Source organism: Nocardia amikacinitolerans, from assembly GCF_900215415.1.
Lineage (GTDB): Bacteria > Actinomycetota > Actinomycetes > Mycobacteriales > Mycobacteriaceae > Nocardia > Nocardia amikacinitolerans.
The window spans coordinates 795,396-819,243 of sequence record NZ_OBEG01000002.1 but is presented as its reverse complement, the minus strand read 5'-3'; the positions used below and the strand labels follow the sequence as shown (position 1 = coordinate 819,243).

Sequence of the window (23,848 nt, the reverse complement as noted above, 5' to 3'; positions counted from 1 at the left end):
GAGCCTCGACGACGGTCATCGCGTGACCACCATGCGCACGGGGGTCGGATCGAAACCGTTGCAGGGATTGTTGATCTGCGGGCAGTTGGACACCAGCACGAGCGTGTCGACCTCGGCACGGAGGGTGACCTTCTTGCCGGGGGCGGACAACCCGTCCACGATGCCGAGCGTGCCGTCCGGCTCGACCGGGACGTTCATGAACCAGTTGATGTTCGAGACGAGATCCCGTTTGCCGAGACCCCACTTCATCGCCTCGGTGAGAAAGTTCTCCACGCAGGCGTGCTGGTGTCGGGTGTGGTGCCCGTAGCGCAGGGTGTTGGATTCCTGTGAGCACGCGCCCGCGATGGTGTCGTGATTGCCGACCTCGTCGGCGAGCACCGTCATCAGGGCGGTGCCCGCGTCGGTCAACAGCACGCTGCCGGTGGTCAGGAAGATGTTGCGCTGGGCGACGACGGTGGCCTGGGCGCTGTAGCGGTCGGCGTGGTCGGCGGCGGAGTAGAGGAGGCAGTCGACCGCCTGATTGCCGTGCAGGTCGATGATCTCCCACTGATCGCCCGCCCGGACGATGGTCGACCACGGCGCGCAGGCGGGCACGGTCTCGTCGAGCACGATGGCGCGGGACAGGGTCGAGGTCATGCCGTCGCCTCCAGGGTCATGGCCGTCCAGGCCGCTTCGGTGTTCTGCACGGCCCGCAGGTATTCCGGGTCGCTGTTGTGGGTCGCGGTCAAGTCCTCGGGAGCGGACCAGGCGACGACATCGAGATCCGTAGTGGCGCGCTCGTCGAGCGGATGCGCGGCATTGGCAACCAGCAGCACCGCGGGCAGGTGGACGAGCAGGTCCACCGACGATCCGGCGGCCGCGCTGCCGGTGGCGACCAGCGCGCCGTCGGCGGCCACCCGGACGCCGCGGAAGAACGAGACGCTCGGCGCGATATCGCGCGCCGTCAGGCCCTGCTTGGCTCCCGCGAGGCGCAACAGCCCGCGGGCCTCGGGAGAGGGCCCGCAGAGCGTGTCGTGGTGTCCGGAGTCGTCGGCCAGCACGGTGGCCAGCACCCGGCCTTGATCGGTGAGCAGCGGGTGGCCCGTCGAAAGATACGCCTGCCAGGGCACTTTCACGGTGTCGGCCACGTTCAGCCGCTCCCACGGCGCATCGGCGCGCAGCAGGAGCACGTGGGCGCAGGCGGAGCCGGCCGAGTCGCTCAGCCGGACGCGGGTGCCGCGACCCAGAACGACATTGGCGTAACCGCTCGGCGGAATGCGTTGCGACCAAGTGATCTTGGCGGACGGCACGTCGGAGGGGAGGTTCGGGGCCGCGAGAGTCGCGGCCGCGGCTTGGGCGCGAGCGTGCGAGCGCGCGGCCTCGGTGGACGCGGTGCCCGTGGGGGAGTCGGTCATGGTGTTCCCTTTTCGAGTGATCCGTGCGCGGCGGCAGGCAGAACCGCCGCGCACGGCATGGATGCGGTCAGGCCGGTTGGACGGCGGGTTCGCCGCTCGTCTCGGCGCGCGGAGCGGCGACGACGAACCGGTGCACGATCGCGCCGACAGCCGCCACGGTGAGCACGAACAGCGGTGCGGCCCAAAGCATCCACCAGCCGCCGCCGTGTGGCGTGTACACCTCGGCGCGCGGCCAGGCCAGATTGATCGCCATGGCGATGCCCCACACCACGGCGAGCGCGTTGACCGGAAGGCCGAAGCGGCCCAAGCTGAACAGCGATGCGTCGGTGGCCTCCGCCGTGCGCCCCCAACCCTTCAGCCGGCGGATGAGCAGCGGAACGGTGACCAGCAGATACGCCACGTACAGCGAGACGATGCAGACGCTGGCGAAGGTGGCGAAGATCGCCGCATTGCCGAGATTGACCACCAGCAGGCCGATGCCGAGCAGACCGATCACTACCGCGGGCAGCACAGGCGTGCCGTACCGAGGATGCACCGCGGCGAGCCTGGCGGCGAAGGGCAGTTTGCCGTCGCGGGCCATGGAGAACATCAGCCGCGAGCCGGCCGTCTGAATCGCCAAGGTGCACACCATGATCGCGATGGCGACGCAACCGAGCAGGACCTTGCCCGCCGGGCTGTCCAGCTTCGCGGTGAGCACGTAGGCGAGCCCCTCGGTGGCCAGCGCGCCGTCGGTGAGGCTCGGGGCCGCCATCAGCGCGCCGAGCAGCATGAGCCCGCCGCCGAGCGCGGACACCGACAGCGCGGTCAGGATGGTGCGCGGCGCGACTCTGCGCGGGTTCTTCGTCTCCTCGGAAAGCTCACCGGCGGAATCGAATCCGACCATCACGTAGGCGGCCATCAGACCGGAGACGAGGAACGCGGCCCAGTACGGTCCCGGCGCGGCCTGATCGGTCTGCAACACGACACCGGGTCCGCGCTCGGCGTTCACGAAGAACAGGCCGATGATCGCGGCGATGCCGACGATCTCGATGGTGACGCCGATGGAGTTGATCCTCGCCATCAGGTCGATGCCGATGACATTGATCGTCGTGGTGACGACGAGCAGGATGCTGCCGAGCAGCACCGCGTTGGTCGCGCCAGAGGCGGAGGTGAGCGCGGTGTCCTCGCCGACGATCTGGAATCCGCTCCATATCGTCGGCAGCACAACTTGCAGGGCGATGGCGGCCGCGGCGGCGGTGACGATCTGCGCGATGACCATCATCCAGCCCGCGAACCAGCCGACGAGTTCGCCGCCGAGCCGCCGCGACCACTGATAGATGCAGCCGGAGAGCGGGTAGCGGGCGGCCAGTTCGGCGAAGTTCAGCGCGACGAGGAACTGCCCGGCGAAGACGATCGGCCAAGTCCAGAAGAAGGCGGCGCCGCCGAACGAATAGCCGAAGCCGAAGAACTGGAAGATCGTGGTGAGGATCGAGACGAACGAGAAGCCCGCCGCGAACGAGGCGTAGCGGCCCAGTTTGCGGTGCAGCACCGGCCGATAGCCGAAACTGGCGAGGTCTGCGCTGTCGACGTTGGCGTCGGAGGATGGGGGCGGAGCGACTGTTGTGGCCATGGGCGGGTTCCTTCGGCGTGCGGCCAATACCTATCGCATGACAGTTTTGCGCTCGGGATCGCGATTTCGGTGTCCGCCGTGTATCGCTTGCGGCAACGCCGGTAACTTCTGCGTTGCCTGAGTTTCTGTCAAGTGACAGAAACCTCTCCGTTGCGTGACGGCCGCGGCAGCCCGACCTTCGGCGTCGGTAGCCAGTGCGAGAATGGGCACGTGGCAAACCCAGGTCCCGGCCGTCCCCGTCTGGAACAGCGACCCCGCCGCGGCCATACGCCGCGCGCCGAGATCCTGGACGCGGCAGGCGAATTGTTCACCACCAAGGGCTACGCCAATACGTCCACGAGGGCGGTGGCCGACGCGGTCGGAATCCGTCAGGCCTCGCTGTACCACCATTTCGCCGCCAAGGACGACATCCTCGACGCGCTGCTCACCGAAACCATCGCCACCCCATTGGAACTCGCCGAGCGGCTGCGCGCCGAGGCGGAACCCGCGCCGACCCGGCTCTACGCGCTGGCCTGGTACGACGTGCGCCAGCTCTGCGCGGCGCGCTGGAATCTCGGTGCCCTGTACCTGCTTCCCGAGCTGCGCACCAAGCGCTTCGCGGCGTTCCGCCTTCGTCGCGACGAATTGCGCGGGCACTACGAGACATTGGCCGAGGCGGTGATCGAAGGCGCGGGCGCGGCGGGAATTCCCGGCGCGGAGGTTCTGCCGTTCCGGCTCGTGGAGACGGTGATCAGCATCCGGTCCGACGAGGGCAGCGCGCCCGCCTACGCCGAGCAGACCATTCCGGACGCCGCGCTGCGCATGCTCGGCTGGACCGGAGACCTGGAGGAGGCGCGCGCCGACGCGGCCGTTCTGTTGGAACGGCTCGCCGAGAGCTGAGGCGGGCGGGTCAGCCCTTGCCGCGACCCGCCTTGAAACCGAAGTCCCAGTTGTACATTCGCGCGATCTCCATGACACCCGCGCCGGGCCTGCCCGCGGGCGGGCGGATGAAGGTGCCCTCGCGGCGGACCACCAGTTCGCCGTTGATGTTCTCGATGTGCGCGAGCACCGCGTCACGCGAGTCGTCCATGCAGCCGTCGAGCGTCATCTCGATCGGCGGGCAGTTCAACGGATACAGCGTCGCGGTGGCCTGGACGCCGCGGAAATCGTTGGCGCCCTCGTAGATCGAGGTGAACACCAAAATCCGGCGGAACTGCGCGGTGAAATCCAGGTTGATGTCCAGGTTCTCGCCGGTTGCGCTGCCGCCCGTGCGGTCGTCCTGGTCCAGCCGGATGAACGGCGGGCGGTCCAGCGCGCCGAACGAGCGGTCGAGTGCGCGCACCGAACCGATGCGTCCGTCGGCCAGCTCGAAGAAGCAGCTGAGGTCCAGATCCAGCCCGCCGCCGCCGCGCCGCCTGCCGAACAGGCCGCCGCCGCGGTGGGATTGACTGGTCCAGTTCAGGTTCACCCGCATGGTGCCGCCGGTCGCGCCCTGCTTGGTGAGCGAGACCGAGGGCGCTTCCTTGGTGAGCGAGATCTTGCTCATGTTCACCGGCGCGCCACCGCCTTGCGGGGGCGGCGGGGGCGCGTACTGCTGCTGCGGAGGGGGCGGCGCGTACTGCGGCTGGGGTGGCGGGGGTGCGTACTGCTGCTGCGCGAATTGCGTTGGCGGCGGCGCGTATTGCTGCGGGGGCGGCGGTGCGTACTGCTGTTGCGGCGGAGCGTACGGCTGCTGCTGCGGCGGAGCGTACTGCTGCGGCGGCGCGAACTGCTGGGTCGGCGCGGGCGGCGGGGTCTGCTGGGCGGGCTGCTGTGCCGCTGGCGCCGGATCGTCGTCGACGGAGATGCCGAAATCGGTCGCGAGCCCCGCCAATCCGGAGTCGTAGCCCTGACCCACCGCGCGGAACTTCCACGCGCCCTGGCGGCGATACAGCTCGCCGAGCACGAACGCGGTCTCGGTGGTGGCGCCGGTGCTGTCGAAGCGCGCCACCTCGGCGCCGGTCGCGGCATCCAGCACCCGCACGTAGAGGCCCTGGAACTGGCCGAAGGTGCCGCCGTCGGCGGATGCCGCGATGACGACGGTCTCGACCTGGGGTTCGACCTGCGCCAGCTGCACCGACAGCACGTCGAGGACCGTCGGGCCCTGCTGTTTGCCCTCGTGCCGGACCGCGCCCGACGGGTGCAGCGGCTGGTTGTAGAAAACGAAGTCGTTGTCGGAGCGGACCTTACCGCCGACCAGCAACAGGGCCGAAGCATCCGCGTCCGGGGTTCCGGGACCCGACTGCCACCCCAGCTCGATGCGGACCGCGGACATCGGCACCGCAACATTGGCGCCCTTCATCATCGACACAGCAGTCAACGTATACGACGCGGGTGGTGCTCGTCATCCGTGTTCGGCGCCACGGCGGGGATCGATTCGTGCGCGCACGGTTCAGCGCGTGGGCGGGGCGATGTTCCAGTGCGCGTTCAGCGCGCCCGCGATCTCCGGCAGCACCGTCACCGGAACCCGCTTGTGGCGCAACATCTCCCGGATCTGCTTGACCTGGTCGCGTTTGCGCAGGTCGTAGGCGCCGGAAACCGGCCGGACCACCGGCGGGATGGACAACAGCACCAGTTCGCCGTGCCGCTCGTCGCCGCCCGACAGATCGAGCGCCAGCGACCAGCGCGCCCGCTCGTCCAGCGTGAAGCGGCCCGCGACCACCCGGTCCCAGTCGATGCTCGACTCCGCCCACGGCGTGCGGCGATAGATCGCGTCTTCGGTGAGCACGATCGCGTCGCGACCGAAGAGCGCGACCAGGAGCGCGATGCCCGCGACCGCGCCCGCGAGCAGGCCGGTGAACACCCGGTTCAGCCCGAATCCGGTGACGATCGCCGCGCACACGAGAACGGTCACCGCGATGCCGAGCATGCCGTAGAGCATCGCTCGCCGAGTCGGGACCACACCCGCGCGCACCATCGTCATACCGTCGCACCTCCTCGCAACTACGGGCTCACCGTACCCGCCCGCCGGCGGCCGGTGCCCGCGCCTTGCCACACAGGTATCACACGGTTCACACAGCCGGTGCCTATGTGGACCGTGTGGAACTTCTGTGGCAGCAGCCCGAAGGTGGTTGGTGGTGGGGATTTAGGCGCGTAGGGCGACTGCTGCTTCGGCGGTGTGGACCAGGAATTGCAGGCTCTGTTGGAAGTAGAGCCGCACGGAGTCGGCGTCGTGCGAGAGGTAGCCGATGGAGAGGTCCTGGCCGAGGCTGAGGTCGAAGTCGCCGCCGCGGGTGGTCAGCACGAACGCGCCGTCGATGGCCGGGGCCCAGATGATCTCGCCCTCCGGGATCAGGCGTTCGATGTGGGTGCGGATCATGTGGCCGTGGTCGGAGGTCTCGCTCACCGCGGTGTACAGGTCGGCGCTCAGCAGCACCGAGTACGGTCCGTCGACACCGGCCAGGCGCAGCGCGCTCAGCGCCTGGGCGACGGCCTCCGGGACCAGGCGCGGGTCCTCGGGCACCTGGATCGGCTCGTTCGACGAGCTCGCGCGGATACCGGTGATGCTCGCACCGGCGTAGCCCTCGAAGATGGCGCGGTCCTCGGCGAACGCGATGCGGCGCGCGGCCTCCTTCACCGGATCCAGATCGGTGTCCTTGGCGCCGCGCTCCACGTTGTCGAGTTCCTCGCGGGAGAGCGTGAACGGCACCCGCAGCTCGACCAGCGGCGCGACGACGCGCTGGCGCGCCTGCACGCCCTCGTCCGGCGCGGCGATCGGGGTGGTGCGGCCGAGGCCGACGGCGGAGTAGTCGGTGCCGTGCGGGCCGGACACGTCGACCACCCGGCGACCGGCGATGTGCCGCTTGAAGGTGCGGGTCGCCTCTTCCTCGATCGCCGTCCATGCCTCGGAGGTGATCGGCGCGAGTTCGCGATGGAGGTTGTTCACGGAATGCTCCTTTTCAACGTGCCGATACCGAGTGAGCCGTCGCCCGCCACTGCGGACATACCAACGTCGTTGCGCGGCAAAGATTCCTCGCCCGTCTCCGGTGGTGGCGGAAGCTCGTCGAAGAAGTCCAGCGGCGGCGCGAAGAACAGCGTGCCGGTGACCGCGACCGAGAAATCCAGAATCCGGTCGTAGGCCGCCTCTTCGGTGCCCTCGAACATCCGCGAGAGCATGGTCTCGGTGACGCTCGGGGTGGCCGCGTACGCGATGTAGTAGGTGCCGAACTGGCCCTCGCGCACGCTGCCGAACGGCATGTTGGCGCGCACGATCTGTCGTTCGGTGCCGTCCGCGTCGACCAGGGTGTTCACCGCGACGTGCGAATCGGCGGGCTTGTCCTCGTCGGAGAGCTCGAAATCGTCCAGCTTGGTGCGGCCGATGATCTTCTCCTGCTGCTCGACCGTCAGCGCGCGCCATTCGTCGAGCGGATGCAGATACTTCTGCACGACAACGTAACTGCCACCGGCGAATTCGGGATCCTCGTCGCCGACCAGCGCGGCGCCGATCGCGGCCGAACCCTCCGGATTCTCGGTGCCGTCCACGAAGCCGAGCAGATCGCGCTGCTCGAAATAACGGAAGCCGACGGTCTCGTCGACGATGGTCGCCGCGCCCGCGAGCCGGTCGCCGATCACCATCGCCAGCTCGAAGCATGCGTCGTGCACCTCGGACCTGATGTGGAACAGCAGGTCGCCCGGCGTCGACGGCGCCCGGTGGTGTTCGCCGACGAACTCGCGCAGCGGATGCAGCTCGGCGGGGCGCGGCCCGGCGAACAGGCGGTCCCACGCGTCCGAGCCGATCGAGGTCACACAGCTCAATCCGGCGCCGGGCAATCGGAAACCGACCGAACGGCGCAAACCGGGCATATCGGCGAGCAGATCGCGCACCGTCGCCTCGCCACCCTCGTCGATGGTGGCGACGAGGAAGATCGCGGCCGGCGTGAGCGGTTCGAGGATCGGCTGCGGCTCACCCATGATCAACAGAGTAATGGTGCCGTCCGACCAGGCCTGTCGAGACCCGGGCCGGATGGCGCTCGCTCATTTCGCGACGGTCAGGAGGAACGCGACGTCGTCGACCGCTTTCACGCTGTGCCGCGCCTTCGGGACGACGAGCAGGTCGCCCGCGGAGCCCTTCCATTCGTTGGCGCCGCTGATCAAGGTGAGGGTGCCGGTGAGCACCAGCAGGGTGGCGTCGCCCGCGTTGTCGTGTTCGGCGAGGCTCTGGCCCGCGGTGAGTCCGACGACGGTCTGGCGCAGCGTATGGGCGTGACCGCCGTAGATGGTCTGCGAGCTGCGCCCGCTGGTGGCAGTTGCGGCCAATTTCAATTGCTGGCGAGCGACCGCGGTCAGGGATTTCTTGTCCATGAGACTGCCTTTCGCGTCACATCCGCCGGTGCAGGGCTGGTGTCACCGGCTCTGGGCGCTCGGGCGGACGATGGTCCGCACCGCCGCTTAACTGGAGTATGCCCGACAGGGGCCGCCCGCGTGCCGGGTTTGCCCGGCCTGCCCCGTAGGCGGCGTGTTGCGGCGGGCGACTGCGGTCAGTCGGCGGTGCGGCGCAGATACCGGCGGATGCGGAAGCGAAGGCCGGTCGTGGACGTGCGCCATTCCTCCGGCTCGTCGGCGTGCCATTCGGGACCGATGGTGGGCGCGTGCGCGTCGCCCTGGACGCTGATCTCCACTTCGGTCACCAGCAGCTCGGTCGCGAAATCCATGGCGGCGCGGTAGATTTCGCCGCCACCCGCGATCCACACCGGATCCGGCGCCGAGAGCTCGAGCGCCTCGGTCAGCGAGCCCGCGCGTTCGGCGCCCGGCGCGGACCAGTGCGGCTGCCTGGTCACCACGATGTTGCGTCGCCCGGCCAGCGGGCGGAACTTGGTCGGCAGCGAATCCCAGGTGCGCCTGCCCATGATCACCGGGTGGCCCCAGGTCGCGGTGCGGAAGTTGGCCATGTCCTCGGGGACGCGCCAGGGGATGGTGTTCTCGAAGCCGATCACGCCGTCGGGAGTCTGGGCCCAGATCAGGCCGATGGTGCGGGTGCGCATCGCCGTACTCACACCGCCACCGGCGCCTTGATGGCCGGATGATGTTGGTAGTCGACCACTTCGACGTCCTCATAGGCGTAATCGAACAGGCTCGCCGCGCGGCGCAAGCGCAGCCGCGGGAACGGATACGGCTCGCGGCGCAGCTGCTCGGTGACCTGCTCGACGTGGTTGTCGTAGATGTGGCAGTCGCCGCCGGTCCAGATGAAGTCGCCGGGTTCGAGCCCGGTCTGCTGGGCAACCATGTGGGTGAGCAGCGCGTAGCTGGCGATGTTGAACGGCACGCCGAGGAACAGGTCCGCGCTGCGCTGGTACAGCTGGCAGGACAGCTTCCCGTCGGCGACGTAGAACTGGAAGAACGCGTGGCAGGGCGCCAGCGCCATCTTGTCCAGCTCGGCGACGTTCCACGCGGAGACGATGATGCGGCGCGAATCCGGGTCGGTGCGCAAGGTGTCGAGCACCTGGCCGATCTGGTCGATGTGCGCGCCGTCGGGTGTCGGCCAGGAGCGCCACTGCACGCCGTAGACGGGACCGAGCTCGCCATGCGGATCGGCCCACTCGTCCCAGATCGTCACGCCGTGTTCGCGCAGCCAGCCGACGTTCGAGTCGCCGCGCAGGAACCACAGCAGTTCGTACACGATCGACTTGAGGTGCACCTTCTTCGTGGTGATCAGCGGGAAGCCCGCCCCGAGGTCGTAGCGCAGCTGATGGCCGAACACGCTGCGGGTGCCGGTGCCGGTGCGATCCGCCTTCGCGGTCCCGGTCGCCAACACCAGGCGGAGCAAATCCTCGTACTGCGTATCCGTCGCCACGGTTGGCAAGCTTACTTGTCCGTACTTGCGCGCCCGACCGCCTGTAGCGGGTCCGCCGACGCCGCGCGCCGTGCTCTCGACAAGGCGACCAAAGGTCACCTGTCGGCTGTCGGCCCCACCAAGGGTCACCTTTTGTCGGGTTCCGTGGGCGGGTGTGCGGACTGCCGATGGGCGACTGAAGGTCACCGTTGGGGTGTGGGGGCCGCTGAAGGTCACCTTTGGTCGGGGTCTGTGGGCGCGGGCGTGGGGTGCTGGCAAGCTTTCGGGCATGCGCAAGCTCTTCGTGATCGGCATCGGTGCGGGTGACCCGGACCAGGTGACGGTGCAGGCGATCAAGGCCATGCGGCAGGTCGACACGTTCTTCGTGATCGCCAAGGGCGTCGAGAAACAGGAGCTGCTCGACGTGCGGACCGCGATCCTTGCCGAGCACGTCGAGCGGCCGTACCGGGTCGTGGAGATCACCGATCCGCCGCGCGATCGCGATCCGGCCGATTACCGCGGCGTCGTCGCGGACTGGCACGAGCGAAGGGCCACGCTGCTCGCGGAGGCCTTCGCGGCGGAGGACGGTGTCGGCGGGATTCTGGTGTGGGGTGATCCGTCGCTCTACGACAGCACCCTGCGCATGGTGGAGCTGGTGCTGGACAGCGGGCGGACCACCTTCGACTACGAGGTGATCCCCGGCGTGACCAGTGCGCAGGCGCTGGCCGCGCGGCACCGCATGGTGCTGCACCGCATCGGCGAACCGGTGCACGTCACCACCGGACGACGCCTGCGCGAGGAGGGGCTCGGCCCCGGCTCGACGCTGGTTATGCTCGACGGTGAGTGCTCTTTCACCGAGCTGCCCGGCGACGACGTGCACATCTGGTGGGGCGCCTACCTCGGCATGCCGGACGAGGCGCTCGTCGCGGGACCGCTGCGCGCGGTGCAGGACGAGATCCTGGCGCGGCGGGCCGCGCTGCGCGAGCAGAAGGGCTGGATCATGGACATCTACCTGTTGCGTCGCGGCTGATCGATCGACCGGGGGCTGTCGGTGGTCTTCAGTACCCTGGACCCGTGCCCGAGCTACCGGAAGTGGAGGCGTTGGCGCAGTTCCTGCGGGAACACGCGGTCGGCGCGGTGGTGGGGCGTGTCGACGTGGCCGCGTTGAGCGCGGTCAAGACGTTCGACCCGCCCGTGACGGCGCTGTCCGGACGGGACGTGACGGGCGCGGGCCGCTGGGGCAAGTTCCTCGGCATGGACTGCTCGGGACTCTGGCTGATCACCCACCTGTCCCGTGGCGGGTGGCTGCGCTGGATCGACGAGCCGAGCCCGACCCCGCCGAAACCGGGCGGCAAGAGTCCCTTGGCGCTGCGGGTGCATTTCTTCACGACCGAGGGCGCGACGCCCGCGTTCGATCTGACCGAGGCGGGAACCAAGAAGCGGCTCGCGGTCTACGCCGTCGAGGATCCGAAGATGGTGCCCGGCATCGCGCGGCTCGGGCCGGACGCGCTCGAGGTCACCGAGCCGCAGTTCGACGAGATCCTGCACGGCACCTCGCAGCGGATCAAGACGGCCATCGTCGACCAGTCGCTGCTGGCCGGTATCGGCAACGCCTACTCCGACGAGATCCTGCACACCGCCAAGGTCTCGCCGTTCGCGAACACCAAGACCCTCTCCGCCGAGAAGACCGCGCAACTGTACGAGGCGATGCGCTCCGTGCTCACCGACGCGGTCCAGCGCTCGGTCGGCCAGGCCGCGGCGCGGCTCAAGGGCGAGAAGCGCTCGGGCATGCGGGTGCACGCGCGCACCGGGCAGCCGTGCCCGGTCTGCGGCGACACCGTCCGCGAGGTCTCCTACGCCGAACGGTCCTTTCAGTACTGCGCGACCTGCCAGACCGGCGGCAAGGTGCTCGCCGACCGCAGGATGTCGCGGTTGCTGAAGTGAACCGTCAGGTCAGGGTGGGAACGCGAATACCCTGCCAGGCCAGACGTTTCGCGCGATCCGGGTCGTGCTCGAGCCGGGTGGGAGCGTCGATGATCAGCGTGGCCCGGCTGTCCTCGGTGTAGGCGGGCCAGGACGGCAGCGGTTTGCCGGTGCGCGCGAAGGAAGTCCAGTTGTCCTGGAACTGTTCGGTCACCGCGAGCAGGCCGCGGCGTCCGCCCGCCGCGGTGAAGGCGCGCCCGATCGGGCTGTCGGCCACGCCGAAGACCGGGATCAGTTCGGTCGCGTGGGTGGCGCCGATTCCGGCGAGTTGCAGTGCGCGCGGGGCGAAGTCGTAGCGGTAGGCGTAGGTCGGCGCGTGGCGGCTGTGCCCCTCCATCACCGTCACCGACGGACGCCAGAACACGTAGTCACCGCCCATCCGCACGGCGACACGCGGCTGCGGATACCCGGGATAGGCGGCGGCGACGCGGGCCTCGACTCCCTCCCCGGCGCGGGCGAACAGCGCGTGCAGGCGGGTGGGATTGGTGGGCAGGTGATCGGCGAAGCGGGCGAACAGCGTGCCCTCCTCCCGATTGGTGCCGATGATCAGCGGCACCCGATGGGCGGTGCCGTCGGTGATCGCTTCGATGGGGGACTTCGGCAGGAAATCCCCGTCGACCACCGGGCAGATCGCGAAAAGCCCTGGCCGCTCCCGCAGCACCGCGCCGCTGGTCCGGTCGACGGCCCTGCGGATGTCGTTGGCGGGCGCCTCGGTGAGGGCACGGGCGACGTCGCCGGGATCGGCGCCGAGCGCTTCGACGCAGCGGCGGGCGAACACCTGCGCGTCCTCGGCGTTCAAAGCCCAATCGGCGGGTGGACTTTGGGCGATGCCGCGATGGAAGAGTCCGCGCGCGGCGGGGGTGGCGAGCAGCGCGAGCACGGCGTGCGCGCCAGCGGATTCACCGAAGATGGTGACGTTGTCGGGATCGCCGCCGAACTCGGCGATGTTGCGCTGCACCCATTCGAGCGCGGCGACCTGATCGCGCAGACCGAGGTTCGAATCGAAGGGGCGTTGCGGCGTGCCGAAGGCGCTGAAGTCGACGTAGCCGAACGCGCCGAGCCGGTAGTTCAGCGAAACGACGACCGCGTCGCCGTGCAGGGCGAGCCGCGCTCCGGAATACAGCGTCAGCGCCGAGGTGCCGATCAGGTAGCCGCCGCCGTGGATGAACACCAGCACCGGTCGCGGGCCCGAGGACGGCGCGGCGGGCGCGGTGACGTTCAGCGTCAGGGAGTCCTCGCTGGTCGGCTGGTACGCCCTCGGCCCGATGCGAGCACCCGCCCGATGCTGCATGGAGGCGTTGCCGAACTCGGTGGCGATGCGCACCCCGGACCAGGGCCGCACCGGTTGCGGAGCGCGAAATCGCAGGTCTCCCACCGGCGGTGCCGCGTACGGCACCGAGCGCCAGCGCAGCACGCGGCGGCCCCTGCGACCGCGGACGACACCGTCGGCGGTCTGCACATCGATCGTTGCCACCATTGATCGATGGTAACTGGATCAGGTTCTAGTTGGGCGAGAGCTAGGAGCGGCGGGCCTCCAGCAGGCGCAGCCAGATCTCGCTGACCGTCGGATACGCGGGGACCGCGTGCCAGAGGGTGTCGAGCGGGATCTTGCCGACGACGGCGATGGTGGCGGCGTGCAGCAGCTCGCCGACCTCGGGTCCGACGAACGTCGCGCCGAGCAGGGTGTCGGAGGCGGTGTCGATGACGATCTTGGCTCGGCCGGAATAGTTTTCGCGGGCCAGCGTCGAGCCTGCGACCGCGATGTCGATCTCCACGCTGTCGACGTCGTAGCCCGCGCGCCGGGCCGCGGCCTCGGTCAGGCCGACCGCGGCGACCTCGGGATCGGTGAACACCACCTGCGGGACCTGCTCGTGGTCGGCGGTCGCTGCGTAGCGCGCTCCGGCGAGCGGGCGGCCCTCGGCACGCGCGGCGATCACGTCGCCGCAGACCCTGGCTTGGTACTTGCCCATATGTGTCAGTGCCGCACGGTGATTCACGTCGCCCACCGCGTACAGCCACTGGCCGGGCACGTCGCGCGCGGAGAGGTGGTCGTCCACCTCGACGTAGCCGTCCGTCAGTCCGACGGACGAGAGCCCGAGTTCCGCGGTCGCGGGTCCGCGACCGGCCGCGACCACGATCTCGTCGGCCTCGATCGTTTCGGAATGGGCGCCGCGCGTCCGCACGGTGACGGGGCCGCCGTGAATCCGGCCCTCGCCGGTGTCCTTCGGTTCCGAGCGCGTGACGCGCTCCGGTTCGGTCTCGAACAGCACCCGGACGCCGGAAGCGGCCAGTGCGTCGGCGACCCGCTGCCCGGCGAACGGCTCGGTATTGGTGAGCAGCGCCTTACCCCGCACCAGCAGGGTGACCTCGCTGCCGAGCGCGGCGAGCCAGGTCGCCGCTTCGCAAGCCACCACGCCGCCGCCGATCAGCACCACGCGCTGCGGGATCTCGTGCAGATTGGTCGCGTCGCGCGAGGTCCAAGGGAGGGCGTCGCGCAGGCCGGGCACGTCGGGGACGCGGGCTCGGGATCCGCTCGCAAGCACCACCGCGTGCCTGGCGCGCAGCGTGCGGCCGTCGACCTCGACCAATCGCTCTCCGGCGAGACGCCCAGCGCCGCGGATCACCTCGATGCGGCTGCTCTCGGCCCACTCGACCTGGCCGGAGTCGTCGTGGTCGTGCACGATCCTGTCGCGGCGAGCGAGCACCGCCTCGGCGTCCAAACCGTTCGCATCGATGCCAGGTACCGCGCGGGCGGCGGCGAGCAGGTGCCCGGGGCGCAGCAGCGCCTTGCTCGGCATACAGGCCCAATAGGAACATTCGCCGCCGAGCAGTTCGCGCTCCACGATGGCGGCGGTGCGGTCGCTGTCCGCGATGGCGTAGGCGGCCGCGTTCTCTCCGGCGGGCCCACCGCCGATCACGATGACGTCGTATTCGGCGGACGGCTCGGAACTCACTGCAGATAACCCTCGACCTGGCGCGGCGAGCTCACCTGCGCCTCGTCCGGGGAGGCGCCCGCGTCGATCCTGGCCCTGCGCTGCCGCAGCAGGTCCCAGCACTGGTCGAGCATGACCTCCAGTTCGGCAAGGCGCTGCCGTTCGGTCACCGGGTCCACCTCGCCGGAGGTCGCCTTCGAGCGCAGTTCGTGCTCGTCGTCGACCAGTTGCTTGATGCGTTCCAGGATGTCCTGTTCGGTCATGAGTCACCACTTCGATACTCGGAGGTATACGGCAGGACGTGCAGCGACCGGGTTGCGGTCATGGACCATGCTACGACCGGGTCCGGTGTGCGCGGAGAGGTCCGGGACGGGCCGGATCAGAGGAGTCGGTGGGCGAGCTGGTCGTTCGTGGGCCACGGATCGTTCGCGTTCGAGCTGAGTCCGTCTGGGGATCCGGGTGGGGCGTGCCGACGGAGAGGTCGCTGATCTGCGCGTGCCGGCTGGGCTGGTGATCAGCAGCCCGCCGGGCGCGGCCGCGTTTCGGCCAGGCAGTCGGCGGCGATCGGCACGGCCGTGCGCAGGTCACGCGAGCTCGGCGCCGCGTAGCCGATGGCGATGCCGAAGGTGCTCGGCGGCGCGGAGTGGGTGCCGGGCTGGGAGCGGAGATGGTGCCGTGCCAGGCCGTCGACGACGACGCCGCGCGCCTCGGCCGCGGCGACCGCGCGTCGTTCGGCCTCCGCGTTCGGCAGCGGCACGACGACGTGCGAACCCGCGTCGTCGCCGACGACGGTCAGTCCGCGGCGGCGCAGTTCGGTGACGACCAGCTCCCGGCGCGGCGGGAGCGCGCGCCGCAGCCTGCGCAGGTGCCTGGCCAGGTCGCCGTGCGCGGCGAGTTCGACGAGGACGCGCTGGCCCGCCGGACTCGGCGAGGTACCGGTGCGATCGCGATGCGCGAGCACCGCCGCGGTGATCCAGGGTGCCGCGACCAGCCAGCCGACGCCGAGGACCGGTGACAGGATCTTGCTCGTGGTGCCGAGATGCACTACCACATCGGGCGCCATCGCGGCGAGCAGCGGGAGCGGTGCGGTGTCGTAACGCAATTCGCCGTCGTAGTCGTCTTCGATGACGAATATTCCCGCGCGCCGGGCGAATTCGACGAGCTGGACACGACGAGACGCGGGCATTCGCGCACCGAGCGGGAACTGGTGTGCCGGTGTGCAATACACCGCCTTGATATCGGTCGGAAGATCGTCGACGCGCAGACCCTCGGCGTCCACCGGCACCGGAAGCACCCGGATGCCCGCGGCCAGAAAGGCGCCCGCCGCGCGCTGATAACCGGGGTCCTCCATGGCGACGGCGTCACCGGGGCGCAGCAGTGCGGACGCGAGTTCGCCCACCGCGGAACTGGTTCCGGCCGTGGCGAGTACGACTGTGTCGCTGCCCGCGCTCAGTCCGCGGTGGCGGAGCAGGTGTTCGGAGACGGCCGCGCGGTATTCCGGTTCCCCCGACCGGTCCTTGCGCACGATCGGCGGCTGGTCGGAGGCGGCACGCCAGGCGCGGCGCCATGCCGTTCGGTCGATGGCCTCGACGCAGGGCGCGCCGGGGCCGAGGTCGTAACCGGGGCCTTCGGCGTCGGTGCCGACGGTGACCCGGTGGTGTGCGGGCGCGGCGGCCGGGGCCGTGGTGAGGTAGGTGCCCGATCCGCGCTTGCCCGCGATCCAGCCTTCGGCGTGCAGTTGGTCGTAGGCCGCGGCGATCACCGTCCGGCTCACGCCGAGTCGTTGCGCCAATGCCCGCGAGGACGGCAGGCGGTCCGAGGTCCGCAGCAGGCCCGAGGTCGCCGCGGCGCGCAGACCGTCGGCGACCTGCACCGACAGCGGTTCGGGTGCGTCGCGATCGAGCGCGAGCGGTAGTTCGTCGAGCATCCTGGCACCTCGGATTGGACTGTGGGAATCAGGCTGAATTGGCTATTTCAGAATGCCACTTGGCGGTGGACGCTGTCCTCATGACCAACTCGCTCAGCGCCCGCCCGCCCCTCTCTCCCACTCCGCGCAGCACGCTGACCCGGTCGAAGGAACGCGGCCGCAGCGACCGCGCCGAACTCGACGCCGTACTCGACGCCGGTCTGATCTGCCACCTCGGCGTCGTTCTCGGCGGCAGCCCCGTGGTGCTGCCGACCGCCTACGGCCGCGACGGCGACACCCTCTACCTGCACGGATCGACCGGCTCGGGCAGTATGCGCGCCGCGCTGACCTCCGACATCTCCGTCGCGGTCACGCACGTCGACGGCATCGTCTACGCCCGCTCCGCGATGCACTTCTCGATGAACTACCGCTCGGCGGTGGTGCACGGGAAGGCGCGCGAACTGACCGATCCCGACGAGCGCGTGCACGCCCTGCGGGTGATCGTCGAGCACGCGGCTCCCGGTGCGTGGGACCGGGTGCGTCCGCCGAACAAGAAGGAACTCGCCGCGACCATGGTGCTGGCGCTCGACCTCACCGAGGCGTCGGTCAAAGTCCGGGAGGGCGGACCGAAGGACGATCCCGAAGACGCGGACAGCCCGACCTGGGCCGGTGTGCTGCCGCTGCGTCAGGTGTGGGACGCGCCGATCGATTCGCCGGACCTGGCGGCGGGGATCGGTGTGCCGTCCGATGTGCTGGAGCGGACTGCGACGGGGGTTTCGTTGGTGCGCTGAGTGATTGAGAGCGCTCCGCGCGGTCGCGGTTCGGCGTGTGTTGTCGTATGGCCGGGGAGTGGCTGGCCTACCGCAGGTTCGGCGTGGGGCTGACGGTCGCGCCGGACCCGCTTCGACCCCCGGCGGCAACTCGGCGCCGGGCACTCACGTGAGCGGGCGGCGGTGCTATCCCGGTAGGCCGCTCACCACGGTGACCCGGTGAGCCCGAGGCGGGCAGCCTCCTCGACGGTGAGTTCGCTTAGGACCGTTGCGGATTCGATGGCGGGGTCGAGACCGATCAACGAGAGGAGGTAGTCGTCGCCGGTGCGGCACAGGTAGCCGGACAGGCGGGTGCGGGGGAGTCGGGACGCGGTGAGACCCGGATGGATGGCCCGGGCGGCGACACCGATGCAGGGGTGCGCACCGATCGTGCGCAGCGAATCGGGGAGCGTTCCGATGTTGGAGCACAAGATATCTCGTTCGCCAGCGCCCTTGGACAGTGCGTAGGCCCAGCGGTCGGGGATCACTTGCAGCAGTTCCTCGGGCATGCCGCCGGGACTGGACATCCGGTGTTCGTAGGCGGTGCGGGCCTTGGCGCGCAGCGTCGCCGGGGTGTCGGAGCGATCGACGACGATCTCGGTCATCGCGAGGTCGTTGTCCACTCGGGGTTCGTCGCGGGTGTCGACAGGGAGGCTCGCTCCGATGGTCGGTCCGGAAAAACCGGTGGCCCACAGCAGGTTCGCGATCAAATGGATGAACAAGCTGTTCGCGGTGCCGCCGTGCTTCTCCGCCACGCTGTCCCACTCGGCCGCACCGAACCGCACCACCGCACTGTGTACGCGCGGTTCGTTCCCGCCCACCCGCACCGGCGCGCTGGATACGGGCTGTTCCGGAATGCCGTGGCGCAGCGCCCGAACCGTGCCGCCCACGACGATCGACCACTGGCGAACCGCGTCCGCCCAATCGGACTCGCAAGCGTTGTCTGTGCCGACCGTGTCGGCGGCGAGCCGTGCCGAGTCGGCCCTGTCGGCGTCGCGATCGAGCGCAGTCGAATCGCCAGGGACGTGGGCGGTCTCGGCCCGACCGGTGACCGCCGACTCGACGCGAGCATCGGCTGCCGCCTCCACGACAACCCCGGGCACCGCGGAGTCCGCCGCAGTTCTTTCGGTCCGAGCCGCTTCCGCTGTCTCGGGCTGAGCGGCAACCCCCCGCAGCGCGACATCGACCGCGTACACCAACCCCCGCGCATCGGCCAGAGCATGCGAACAGGTCAGCACCACAACGGTTCCGCCGTCGGCGAGCGGAGCGGCCGCGAGGCGCCAGCCCGGTCCGAACTCCGGGTCGAGATCGCCACCGAGGCCGTCCGCCCACGGCAGTAACTCGGAGTCCCGAAGCGGCACCTCGGCGAACAGCAGGGGATGGGCCCGGGTGTTCATCCGCCAGCCACGGCGAGCACCTGGCACACGAGGACGAACCACCCTGCGCCCCAACGACCCCGAACGCAGTACATCGTGAATCCGTTGCAGCAAAGCCGGTTCGACACGATCAGGTGTCCGCCACAGCCCCTGGAGGGCGATGGGGGTGCCGAGCCCGCGGTGGGTGCGCAGGAAGATCTCGTCGACGACGCCGAGGCGGTCCATTTTCAGCCGGCGGCCCCGTGTCGTCCCGCGCCCGCCGCGAACCGCTGGGCGCCGGCGAGCGCGCCGTCGGCCAGGGCGGCGAGTCCGTGCCGGAATTCGTTGCGGATGGCCGCGTCCTCGTCCATGCCGTCCTGCTCGAGCAGCGACATCCGGTCCGAACGCAGACAGGTCTGCGGCAGGACGGCGAGCTCGGCCGCGAGTTCCTCGGCGGCGTTGCGCGCCTCGCCGGTCGGCACGACGCGGTTGACCAGGCCCATCTGAAGCGCCTCAGGCGCGCTGACGGCGCGGCCGGTCAGCACCAGGTCCATGGCGCGGCTGGTGCCGATGATCCTGGGCAGCCGCACCGTGCCGCCGTCGATGAGCGGCACGCCCCAGCGGCGACAGAAGACGCCGAAAGTGCTGTCCTGCTCGGCGACTCGCAGATCGCACCACAGCGCCAGCTCGAGCCCGCCCGCCACGGCGTAGCCGGAGATCGCGGCGATCACGGGCTTGGACAGGGTCATCCTGGTCGGGCCCATCGGGCCGTCGCCGTCCTCGTCCGCGCGGTTCGACCGTTCGGTGCCGAGCGCCTTCAGGTCGGCTCCCGCGCAGAAGGTGCCGCCCTCGCCCCAGAACACCGCGACCGCGGCGGTGGGATCGGCGTCGAACTCGCGGAAGGCGTCGGCAAGCGCGCGGGCGGTCGGGCCGTCCACCGCGTTGCGCGCCTGCGGCCGGTGCAGGATCACCGTCGTCACCGGCCCGTTCTTCTCGACTCGAACGCTCACCGACGCCCCCTCCGGATTGCCGCCCGCCACGCTGCGGGAACGGTGCTGTGTGGATGGATCACGTCTCGACCATACGACGGTCCGACCCTTGTGTGAAGAAGTGAATCCATGATTCACTTCTTTAGTGGCGTACCGCAGGACCCCTGCCGTCCAGGCCCGCCTGGACGCCCAAGAGCAGCTGATCGTGCAGGCCGCGACCAAGGTTCTCTCCGAGGCCGGATTCGCGGGCCTGTCGATGGCGGCGGTCGCGAACCGGGCCGGCGTGGCGACCGGAACCGTGTACAAGCACTTCGACGGCAAGGCGAACCTGGTGACCGCGGTCTTCCGCACTGTCGTCGCCAGGGAGGTCGCCGCCGTCACCGAGGCCGCTCGAACCGGCAGCGCGGTGGAGCGGGTGACCGCGGCCGTGGAGACCTTCGCCGGGCGCGCCATGAAGAACCCCAAGCTCGCCTACGTGCTGCTGGTCGAGCCGGTCGACACCGTGGTCGACGCCGAGCGCCTGCGTTTCCGCCGCGCCTTCGCTGAGGCCTTCGAATCCGCGGTGGCCGACGGTGTCGCGGCCGGTGAACTGCCCGCGCAGGACCCGCGCACCAGCGCCGCCGCGCTTGTCGGCGCCATCGGCGAGGTGCTCGTCGGCCCGCTCGCCGCCGCGCCGCACGCCGAATCCGTTGTCCCCCAACTCGTCACCTTCGCCATCCGCGCCCTCGGCGTGCCGGTGCGCGCCGAGAGATCAGGAGTGTCCGATGCAGACTCATGAGGTCTTCAACCAGGTCCCGAACATCGTGCCCTTCGACGCCGCGCGCAACCCGGCGCTGCTGGAGGGCCTGCACCGCGAGGGCGCGGGCTGGGCCGAGGACGAGGTGCGCGAACTCGGCAGGCTCGCGGGCGATTTCGCGGCGCAGGAGTGGGGCAGGCTGGCCAACGAGTACCCGCCGGTGCTGCACACCCACGACCGCTACGGCCACCGGGTCGACGAGGTCGAATTCCACCCGCACTGGCACGATCTCATGACGGTGGCGGTCCAGCACGGCCTGCACGGCTCACCGTGGACCGACGACCGGCCCGGCGCGCACACCGCCCGCGCCGCCAAGTTCTACACCTGGGGCGTCGCCGACGCGGGGCACATGTGCCCCATCTCGATGACCTACGCGATCGTGCCCGCGCTCCGGCACAACACCGAGCTCGCCGCCAAGTACGAACCGCTACTCGCCTCGCGCACTTACGATTTCGGTCTGCGCGAACCGTCGACCAAGGCCGGTCTGATCGCGGGCATGTCGATGACGGAGAAGCAGGGCGGCTCCGATGTGCGGGCCAACACCACCACCGCGACCCCGCAGCCGGACGGCAGCTACCGCATCGTCGGGCACAAGTGGTTCACCTCCGCGCCGATGTCGGACATGTTCCTGACGCTGGCCCAGGCGCCCGCCGGTCTGTCCTGCTTCCTGCTGCCCCGGGTGCTGCCGGACGGCACGCGCAATCCCATTCGCATCCAACGGCTCAAGGACAAGCTGGGCAACAAGTCCAACGCCTCCTCGGAGATCGAATACGAGAACGCCACCGGCTGGCTGGTCGGCGCGGAAGGCGCCGGCGTCAAGACCATCATCGAGATGGTGAACATGACCCGCCTGGACTGCGTGATCGGCTCCGCGACCAACATGCGGGCAGGCGTCGTCTACGCGGTGCACCACGCCAGGCACCGAGAAGCGTTCGGCGCCAAGCTGATCGACCAGCCCGCCATGCGCAATGTGCTCGCCGATCTGGTGATCGAGTCCGACGCCGCGACCACCGTCATGATGCGCCTCGCCGGGGCCACGGACCGGTCGAGTACCGATCCCGCCGAGTCCGCACTGCGCCGCATCGCGCTCGCGGTCACCAAGTACTGGGTGTGCAAGCGCGCTCCGTCGCATTCCGCGGAGGCGCTGGAATGCTTGGGCGGCAACGGATATGCCGAGGAGTCGGGGATGCCGCGGCTCTATCGCGAGGCGCCGCTGATGTCGATCTGGGAGGGCTCTGGCAACGTGGCCGCGCTGGACGCGTTGCGCGCCATGGGCCGTCAGCCGGAGACCGTCGAGGCCTACTTCAACGAGATCTCGCTGGCCAAGGGCGCGAACCCGCGGCTGGACGACGTGATCGCCAAGGTCGGCAAGGAACTGGCCGACCTCAGCGACATCGAATACCGTGCCCGCCGCGTCGTGGAACTGATGGCGCTGGTTCTCCAGGGCGCGCAGCTGGTCCGCCACGGCCACCCCGCGGTCGCCGACGCCTTCTGCGCCACCCGGCTCGGCGACGACTGGGGCATCGCCTTCGGCACCCTGCCGACCGGCGTGGACACCGGCGCCATCATCGAACGCGCCTTCGTCGCGTGACGGGCGCTCGGTAGTGCCCGCCGAGCGCGAGATGCCGCCGCACCGGCTGGCGCGCCGGGTGCTGGACCGCTTGGCCGAGCACCCGGAGCGGCGGTACGTGCTCGGCATCGCCGGGCCGCCCGGAGCGGGGAAGTCCACGCTCTCGGTGCTCCTACGCGACGCCTTCGATATGGAAGTGGGTGGCTCGGCGGCCCAGGTGGTGGCGCCGTCGGGTGGCTCGGTGGCTCGGGTGGTGGCGCCGTCGGGTGGCTCGGTGGCTCGGGTGGTGGCGCCGTCGGGTGGCTCGGTGGCTCGGGTGGCGCCGGTGGGCGGTTCGGCGGCCCAGGTGGCACCGGTGGGCGGTTCGGCGGCCGGGATCGCACCGGTGGCTGGCTCCGCGGCGGAGATCGCGCCGATGGACGGCTACCACCTGTCCAACGCGCGGCTCCGCGCGACGGGCGACCTGGCCCGCAAGGGCGAACCCGACACCTTCGACGTCGCGGGTTTCGTCGCGAACCTGCGCCGTCTGCGCAAGACCCCACGCGGGACGCCGGTGCCGTGGCCGACGTTCGACCGGGAGCTCGACGAGCCGACGCCCGCGGGCGTGGTCTTCGCCGACCAGCTCGTCGCCATCACCGAGGGCAACTACCTACTGCTCGGCGCCGACGGCTGGTCCGCGGTCCGCCAGGAACTCGACGAGTGCTGGTACCTCGACGCGGACCGCCACGTGCTGGCACAGCGCCTGCTGGAACGGCACCTGCGCGGCGGGAAGTCGGCCGAAGCGGCCCGGATCAAGGTGATGGACAGCGACCTGCGCAACGCAGACCTCGTGCACGCGACACGCGAGCGCGCGGACCTCGTGTTGCGCGAGCGGGACGGGCATTACTTCGTCGTAAGTTGAGCGAGCTCGATCCGATCGCCCGGTCCGGCACCGATGCCGGTGTATCCGAAGCTCCGGCTGCCGCTACCGAACGGCTCGACGCCCGACGAGACGGAATCGACTCGCGTCCGGCGTCCCCTTCGGCAAAGTCCCGCGAATCGCCCGGCGTGGATGCGGCGTCGACCATCCCACCGAGCCGATCATGGACCCATGACGGACTCGCGCCGGTTTTCGGGAGCCATCCACGTGCTGCGCAACGTCGCCGCGCTGGTGTGCGCGCTCCTGTTCTTCTACGGCGTCCCGATGGAGTGGGACCTGAGCGACGACTGGTCGGGCCAGTGGCTCGGCCTCGCTGCTTTCCTCGCCGGAGTCGGCGGGCTCATCTGGCTGGCCACCCGCCGGGTGCGTCGCTACCTGCGCGAGCCGCGCGCGACGGGCGGCCGCGTCGACGGTCTACTCCTGATGTTGTGCGTGGTCGTGATGTTCTTCGCGATCTATTACTACCGCCTCGCCGTCCAGTACCCCGGCGAGTTCGAGGGCTTGGTGACCCGCACCGACGCGCTCTACTACACCATCGTCACGCTGGGCACGGTCGGCTACGGCGATATCCACGCGATCGGTCAGACCGCGCGCATCGCGACGATGGTGCAAATCGTCTTCGACCTCGTGGTCATCGGCAGCCTGCTGGCCATCGTCAGCTCGGGTGTCACTCACCGGCTCGAGACAGCCGCGCGCCACGCCCAAGTCGCCGAGCCGGAGAAGGCCCCGCCGCGCGAGCACGGCACGGATGACACGCGAAATCCCCGGCCGCAGAACCCGACCGGGGATCATTGAGCG

24 protein-coding genes are annotated in these 23,848 nt (G+C 70.0%); 8 read left to right on the top strand and 16 right to left on the bottom strand.

Going from position 1 to position 23,848, the window contains the following annotated elements; genetic code table 11:
• Positions 1-15: 15 nt before the first annotated feature.
• The 3 genes from CRP45_RS12105 to CRP45_RS12095 form a co-directional block, all read right to left on the bottom strand.
• Entirely contained in the window at positions 16-636 is a 621-nt protein-coding gene (locus CRP45_RS12105) for an urea amidolyase associated protein UAAP2 (RefSeq protein ID WP_097245124.1), read from the bottom strand.
• A complete protein-coding gene (locus CRP45_RS12100) occupies positions 633-1,394 on the bottom strand; it encodes a DUF1989 domain-containing protein (protein ID WP_097245123.1) in 762 nt (253 codons plus the stop codon). Before CRP45_RS12100 ends, CRP45_RS12105 begins: the two co-directional genes overlap by 4 nt.
• 67 nt (positions 1,395-1,461) lie before the next feature.
• Positions 1,462-3,003 carry an amino acid permease gene (locus CRP45_RS12095; protein WP_097245122.1) on the bottom strand — a complete coding sequence of 514 codons (1,542 nt, stop codon included), beginning with the start codon at positions 3,001-3,003 and terminating at the stop codon, positions 1,462-1,464.
• A gap of 210 nt (positions 3,004-3,213) precedes the next feature.
• On the opposite strand from CRP45_RS12095, the gene CRP45_RS12090 reads away from it, so the two are divergent.
• Positions 3,214-3,882 carry a TetR/AcrR family transcriptional regulator gene (locus CRP45_RS12090; RefSeq protein ID WP_097245121.1) on the top strand — a complete coding sequence of 223 codons (669 nt, stop codon included), beginning with the start codon at positions 3,214-3,216 and terminating at the stop codon, positions 3,880-3,882.
• 10 nt (positions 3,883-3,892) lie between these two features.
• On the opposite strand, the gene CRP45_RS12085 is transcribed toward CRP45_RS12090, so the two are convergent.
• The 7 genes from CRP45_RS12085 to CRP45_RS12055 form a co-directional block, all read right to left on the bottom strand.
• Positions 3,893-5,326 carry a TerD family protein gene (locus CRP45_RS12085; protein WP_245910133.1) on the bottom strand — a complete coding sequence of 478 codons (1,434 nt, stop codon included), beginning with the start codon at positions 5,324-5,326 and terminating at the stop codon, positions 3,893-3,895.
• Positions 5,327-5,413: 87 nt separating this feature from the next.
• A complete protein-coding gene (locus tag CRP45_RS12080) occupies positions 5,414-5,944 on the bottom strand; it encodes a hypothetical protein (RefSeq protein ID WP_097245119.1) in 531 nt (176 codons plus the stop codon).
• A gap of 162 nt (positions 5,945-6,106) precedes the next feature.
• A complete protein-coding gene (locus CRP45_RS12075; RefSeq protein WP_097245118.1) occupies positions 6,107-6,907 on the bottom strand; it encodes a family 1 encapsulin nanocompartment shell protein in 801 nt (266 codons plus the stop codon).
• Positions 6,904-7,932, bottom strand: a complete 1,029-nt coding sequence (locus CRP45_RS12070; RefSeq protein WP_067784234.1) for a Dyp-type peroxidase — start codon at positions 7,930-7,932, stop codon at positions 6,904-6,906. The genes CRP45_RS12075 and CRP45_RS12070 overlap by 4 nt, the downstream gene beginning before the upstream one ends.
• A gap of 63 nt (positions 7,933-7,995) precedes the next feature.
• The gene (locus CRP45_RS12065; protein WP_067784180.1) at positions 7,996-8,322 is read right to left on the bottom strand and encodes a cupin domain-containing protein; all 327 of its coding nucleotides are present in this window, start codon (positions 8,320-8,322) and stop codon (positions 7,996-7,998) included.
• A 176-nt stretch (positions 8,323-8,498) separates the two neighbouring features.
• Entirely contained in the window at positions 8,499-9,002 is a 504-nt protein-coding gene (locus CRP45_RS12060; RefSeq protein WP_067784182.1) for a dihydrofolate reductase, read from the bottom strand.
• A gap of 8 nt (positions 9,003-9,010) precedes the next feature.
• Positions 9,011-9,811 carry a thymidylate synthase gene (locus tag CRP45_RS12055; RefSeq protein ID WP_067784184.1) on the bottom strand — a complete coding sequence of 267 codons (801 nt, stop codon included), beginning with the start codon at positions 9,809-9,811 and terminating at the stop codon, positions 9,011-9,013.
• Positions 9,812-10,079: 268 nt separating this feature from the next.
• On the opposite strand from CRP45_RS12055, the gene cobF reads away from it, so the two are divergent.
• Both cobF and CRP45_RS12045 read left to right on the top strand, forming a co-directional pair.
• The gene (cobF, locus tag CRP45_RS12050; protein WP_067784186.1) at positions 10,080-10,820 is read left to right on the top strand and encodes a precorrin-6A synthase (deacetylating); all 741 of its coding nucleotides are present in this window, start codon (positions 10,080-10,082) and stop codon (positions 10,818-10,820) included.
• A gap of 44 nt (positions 10,821-10,864) precedes the next feature.
• On the top strand, positions 10,865-11,734 hold the full coding sequence (locus tag CRP45_RS12045) for an Fpg/Nei family DNA glycosylase (protein WP_097245117.1): 870 nt from the start codon (positions 10,865-10,867) through the stop codon (positions 11,732-11,734).
• Between the two features lie 4 nt (positions 11,735-11,738).
• Here CRP45_RS12045 and CRP45_RS12040 read toward each other — a convergent pair whose 3' ends face one another.
• From CRP45_RS12040 to pdxR, 4 genes are all read right to left on the bottom strand, one after another.
• Positions 11,739-13,250, bottom strand: coding sequence for a carboxylesterase/lipase family protein (locus CRP45_RS12040; protein ID WP_097245116.1), 1,512 nt, complete (start codon positions 13,248-13,250; stop codon positions 11,739-11,741).
• 40 nt (positions 13,251-13,290) lie between these two features.
• Positions 13,291-14,727, bottom strand: a complete 1,437-nt coding sequence (locus tag CRP45_RS12035; RefSeq protein ID WP_097245115.1) for a dihydrolipoyl dehydrogenase family protein — start codon at positions 14,725-14,727, stop codon at positions 13,291-13,293.
• Positions 14,724-14,969, bottom strand: a complete 246-nt coding sequence (locus tag CRP45_RS12030) for a DUF2630 family protein (RefSeq protein ID WP_067784194.1) — start codon at positions 14,967-14,969, stop codon at positions 14,724-14,726. Before CRP45_RS12030 ends, CRP45_RS12035 begins: the two co-directional genes overlap by 4 nt.
• A gap of 251 nt (positions 14,970-15,220) precedes the next feature.
• Positions 15,221-16,633: a MocR-like pyridoxine biosynthesis transcription factor PdxR gene (gene pdxR / locus CRP45_RS12025; protein ID WP_097245114.1), complete on the bottom strand. Its 1,413-nt coding sequence runs from the start codon at positions 16,631-16,633 to the stop codon at positions 15,221-15,223.
• A gap of 80 nt (positions 16,634-16,713) precedes the next feature.
• Here pdxR and CRP45_RS12020 point away from each other — a divergent pair, with 80 nt between their 5' ends.
• A complete protein-coding gene (locus tag CRP45_RS12020; RefSeq protein WP_097245472.1) occupies positions 16,714-17,403 on the top strand; it encodes a pyridoxamine 5'-phosphate oxidase family protein in 690 nt (229 codons plus the stop codon).
• A gap of 182 nt (positions 17,404-17,585) precedes the next feature.
• On the opposite strand, the gene CRP45_RS12015 is transcribed toward CRP45_RS12020, so the two are convergent.
• A complete protein-coding gene (locus tag CRP45_RS12015; protein ID WP_097245113.1) occupies positions 17,586-19,022 on the bottom strand; it encodes a hypothetical protein in 1,437 nt (478 codons plus the stop codon).
• A gap of 2 nt (positions 19,023-19,024) precedes the next feature.
• Entirely contained in the window at positions 19,025-19,786 is a 762-nt protein-coding gene (locus CRP45_RS12010) for a crotonase/enoyl-CoA hydratase family protein (protein WP_097245471.1), read from the bottom strand.
• Positions 19,787-19,910: 124 nt separating this feature from the next.
• On the opposite strand from CRP45_RS12010, the gene CRP45_RS12005 reads away from it, so the two are divergent.
• The 4 genes from CRP45_RS12005 to CRP45_RS11990 all read left to right on the top strand — a co-directional run bounded on the left by CRP45_RS12005 (position 19,911) and on the right by CRP45_RS11990 (position 23,845).
• On the top strand, positions 19,911-20,543 hold the full coding sequence (locus CRP45_RS12005) for a TetR/AcrR family transcriptional regulator (protein ID WP_097245112.1): 633 nt from the start codon (positions 19,911-19,913) through the stop codon (positions 20,541-20,543).
• Positions 20,530-22,152: an acyl-CoA dehydrogenase family protein gene (locus CRP45_RS12000; protein WP_097245111.1), complete on the top strand. Its 1,623-nt coding sequence runs from the start codon at positions 20,530-20,532 to the stop codon at positions 22,150-22,152. The genes CRP45_RS12005 and CRP45_RS12000 overlap by 14 nt, the downstream gene beginning before the upstream one ends.
• A 13-nt stretch (positions 22,153-22,165) precedes the next feature.
• Positions 22,166-23,032: a nucleoside/nucleotide kinase family protein gene (locus CRP45_RS11995; protein ID WP_281256187.1), complete on the top strand. Its 867-nt coding sequence runs from the start codon at positions 22,166-22,168 to the stop codon at positions 23,030-23,032.
• Between the two features lie 189 nt (positions 23,033-23,221).
• Positions 23,222-23,845 carry a potassium channel family protein gene (locus CRP45_RS11990; protein ID WP_097245110.1) on the top strand — a complete coding sequence of 208 codons (624 nt, stop codon included), beginning with the start codon at positions 23,222-23,224 and terminating at the stop codon, positions 23,843-23,845.
• Positions 23,846-23,848 lie beyond the last annotated feature (3 nt).

What these genes read in the sequence shown, in the direction of transcription:
- CRP45_RS12105 (WP_097245124.1), bottom strand. Translation starts at nt 636, where the DNA reads ATGACCTCGACCCTGTCCCGCGCCATCGTGCTCGACGAGACCGTGCCC.
- CRP45_RS12100 (WP_097245123.1), bottom strand. Translation starts at nt 1,394, where the DNA reads ATGACCGACTCCCCCACGGGCACCGCGTCCACCGAGGCCGCGCGCTCG.
- CRP45_RS12095 (WP_097245122.1), bottom strand. Translation starts at nt 3,003, where the DNA reads ATGGCCACAACAGTCGCTCCGCCCCCATCCTCCGACGCCAACGTCGAC.
- CRP45_RS12085 (WP_245910133.1), bottom strand. Translation starts at nt 5,326, where the DNA reads ATGATGAAGGGCGCCAATGTTGCGGTGCCGATGTCCGCGGTCCGCATC.
- CRP45_RS12080 (WP_097245119.1), bottom strand. Translation starts at nt 5,944, where the DNA reads ATGACGATGGTGCGCGCGGGTGTGGTCCCGACTCGGCGAGCGATGCTC.
- CRP45_RS12070 (WP_067784234.1), bottom strand. Translation starts at nt 7,932, where the DNA reads ATGGGTGAGCCGCAGCCGATCCTCGAACCGCTCACGCCGGCCGCGATC.
- CRP45_RS12065 (WP_067784180.1), bottom strand. Translation starts at nt 8,322, where the DNA reads ATGGACAAGAAATCCCTGACCGCGGTCGCTCGCCAGCAATTGAAATTG.
- CRP45_RS12060 (WP_067784182.1), bottom strand. Translation starts at nt 9,002, where the DNA reads ATGCGCACCCGCACCATCGGCCTGATCTGGGCCCAGACTCCCGACGGC.
- cobF (WP_067784186.1), top strand. Translation starts at nt 10,080, where the DNA reads ATGCGCAAGCTCTTCGTGATCGGCATCGGTGCGGGTGACCCGGACCAG.
- CRP45_RS12040 (WP_097245116.1), bottom strand. Translation starts at nt 13,250, where the DNA reads ATGGTGGCAACGATCGATGTGCAGACCGCCGACGGTGTCGTCCGCGGT.
- CRP45_RS12030 (WP_067784194.1), bottom strand. Translation starts at nt 14,969, where the DNA reads ATGACCGAACAGGACATCCTGGAACGCATCAAGCAACTGGTCGACGAC.
- pdxR (WP_097245114.1), bottom strand. Translation starts at nt 16,633, where the DNA reads ATGCTCGACGAACTACCGCTCGCGCTCGATCGCGACGCACCCGAACCG.
- CRP45_RS12020 (WP_097245472.1), top strand. Translation starts at nt 16,714, where the DNA reads ATGACCAACTCGCTCAGCGCCCGCCCGCCCCTCTCTCCCACTCCGCGC.
- CRP45_RS12015 (WP_097245113.1), bottom strand. Translation starts at nt 19,022, where the DNA reads ATGGACCGCCTCGGCGTCGTCGACGAGATCTTCCTGCGCACCCACCGC.
- CRP45_RS12000 (WP_097245111.1), top strand. Translation starts at nt 20,530, where the DNA reads ATGCAGACTCATGAGGTCTTCAACCAGGTCCCGAACATCGTGCCCTTC.
- CRP45_RS11990 (WP_097245110.1), top strand. Translation starts at nt 23,222, where the DNA reads ATGACGGACTCGCGCCGGTTTTCGGGAGCCATCCACGTGCTGCGCAAC.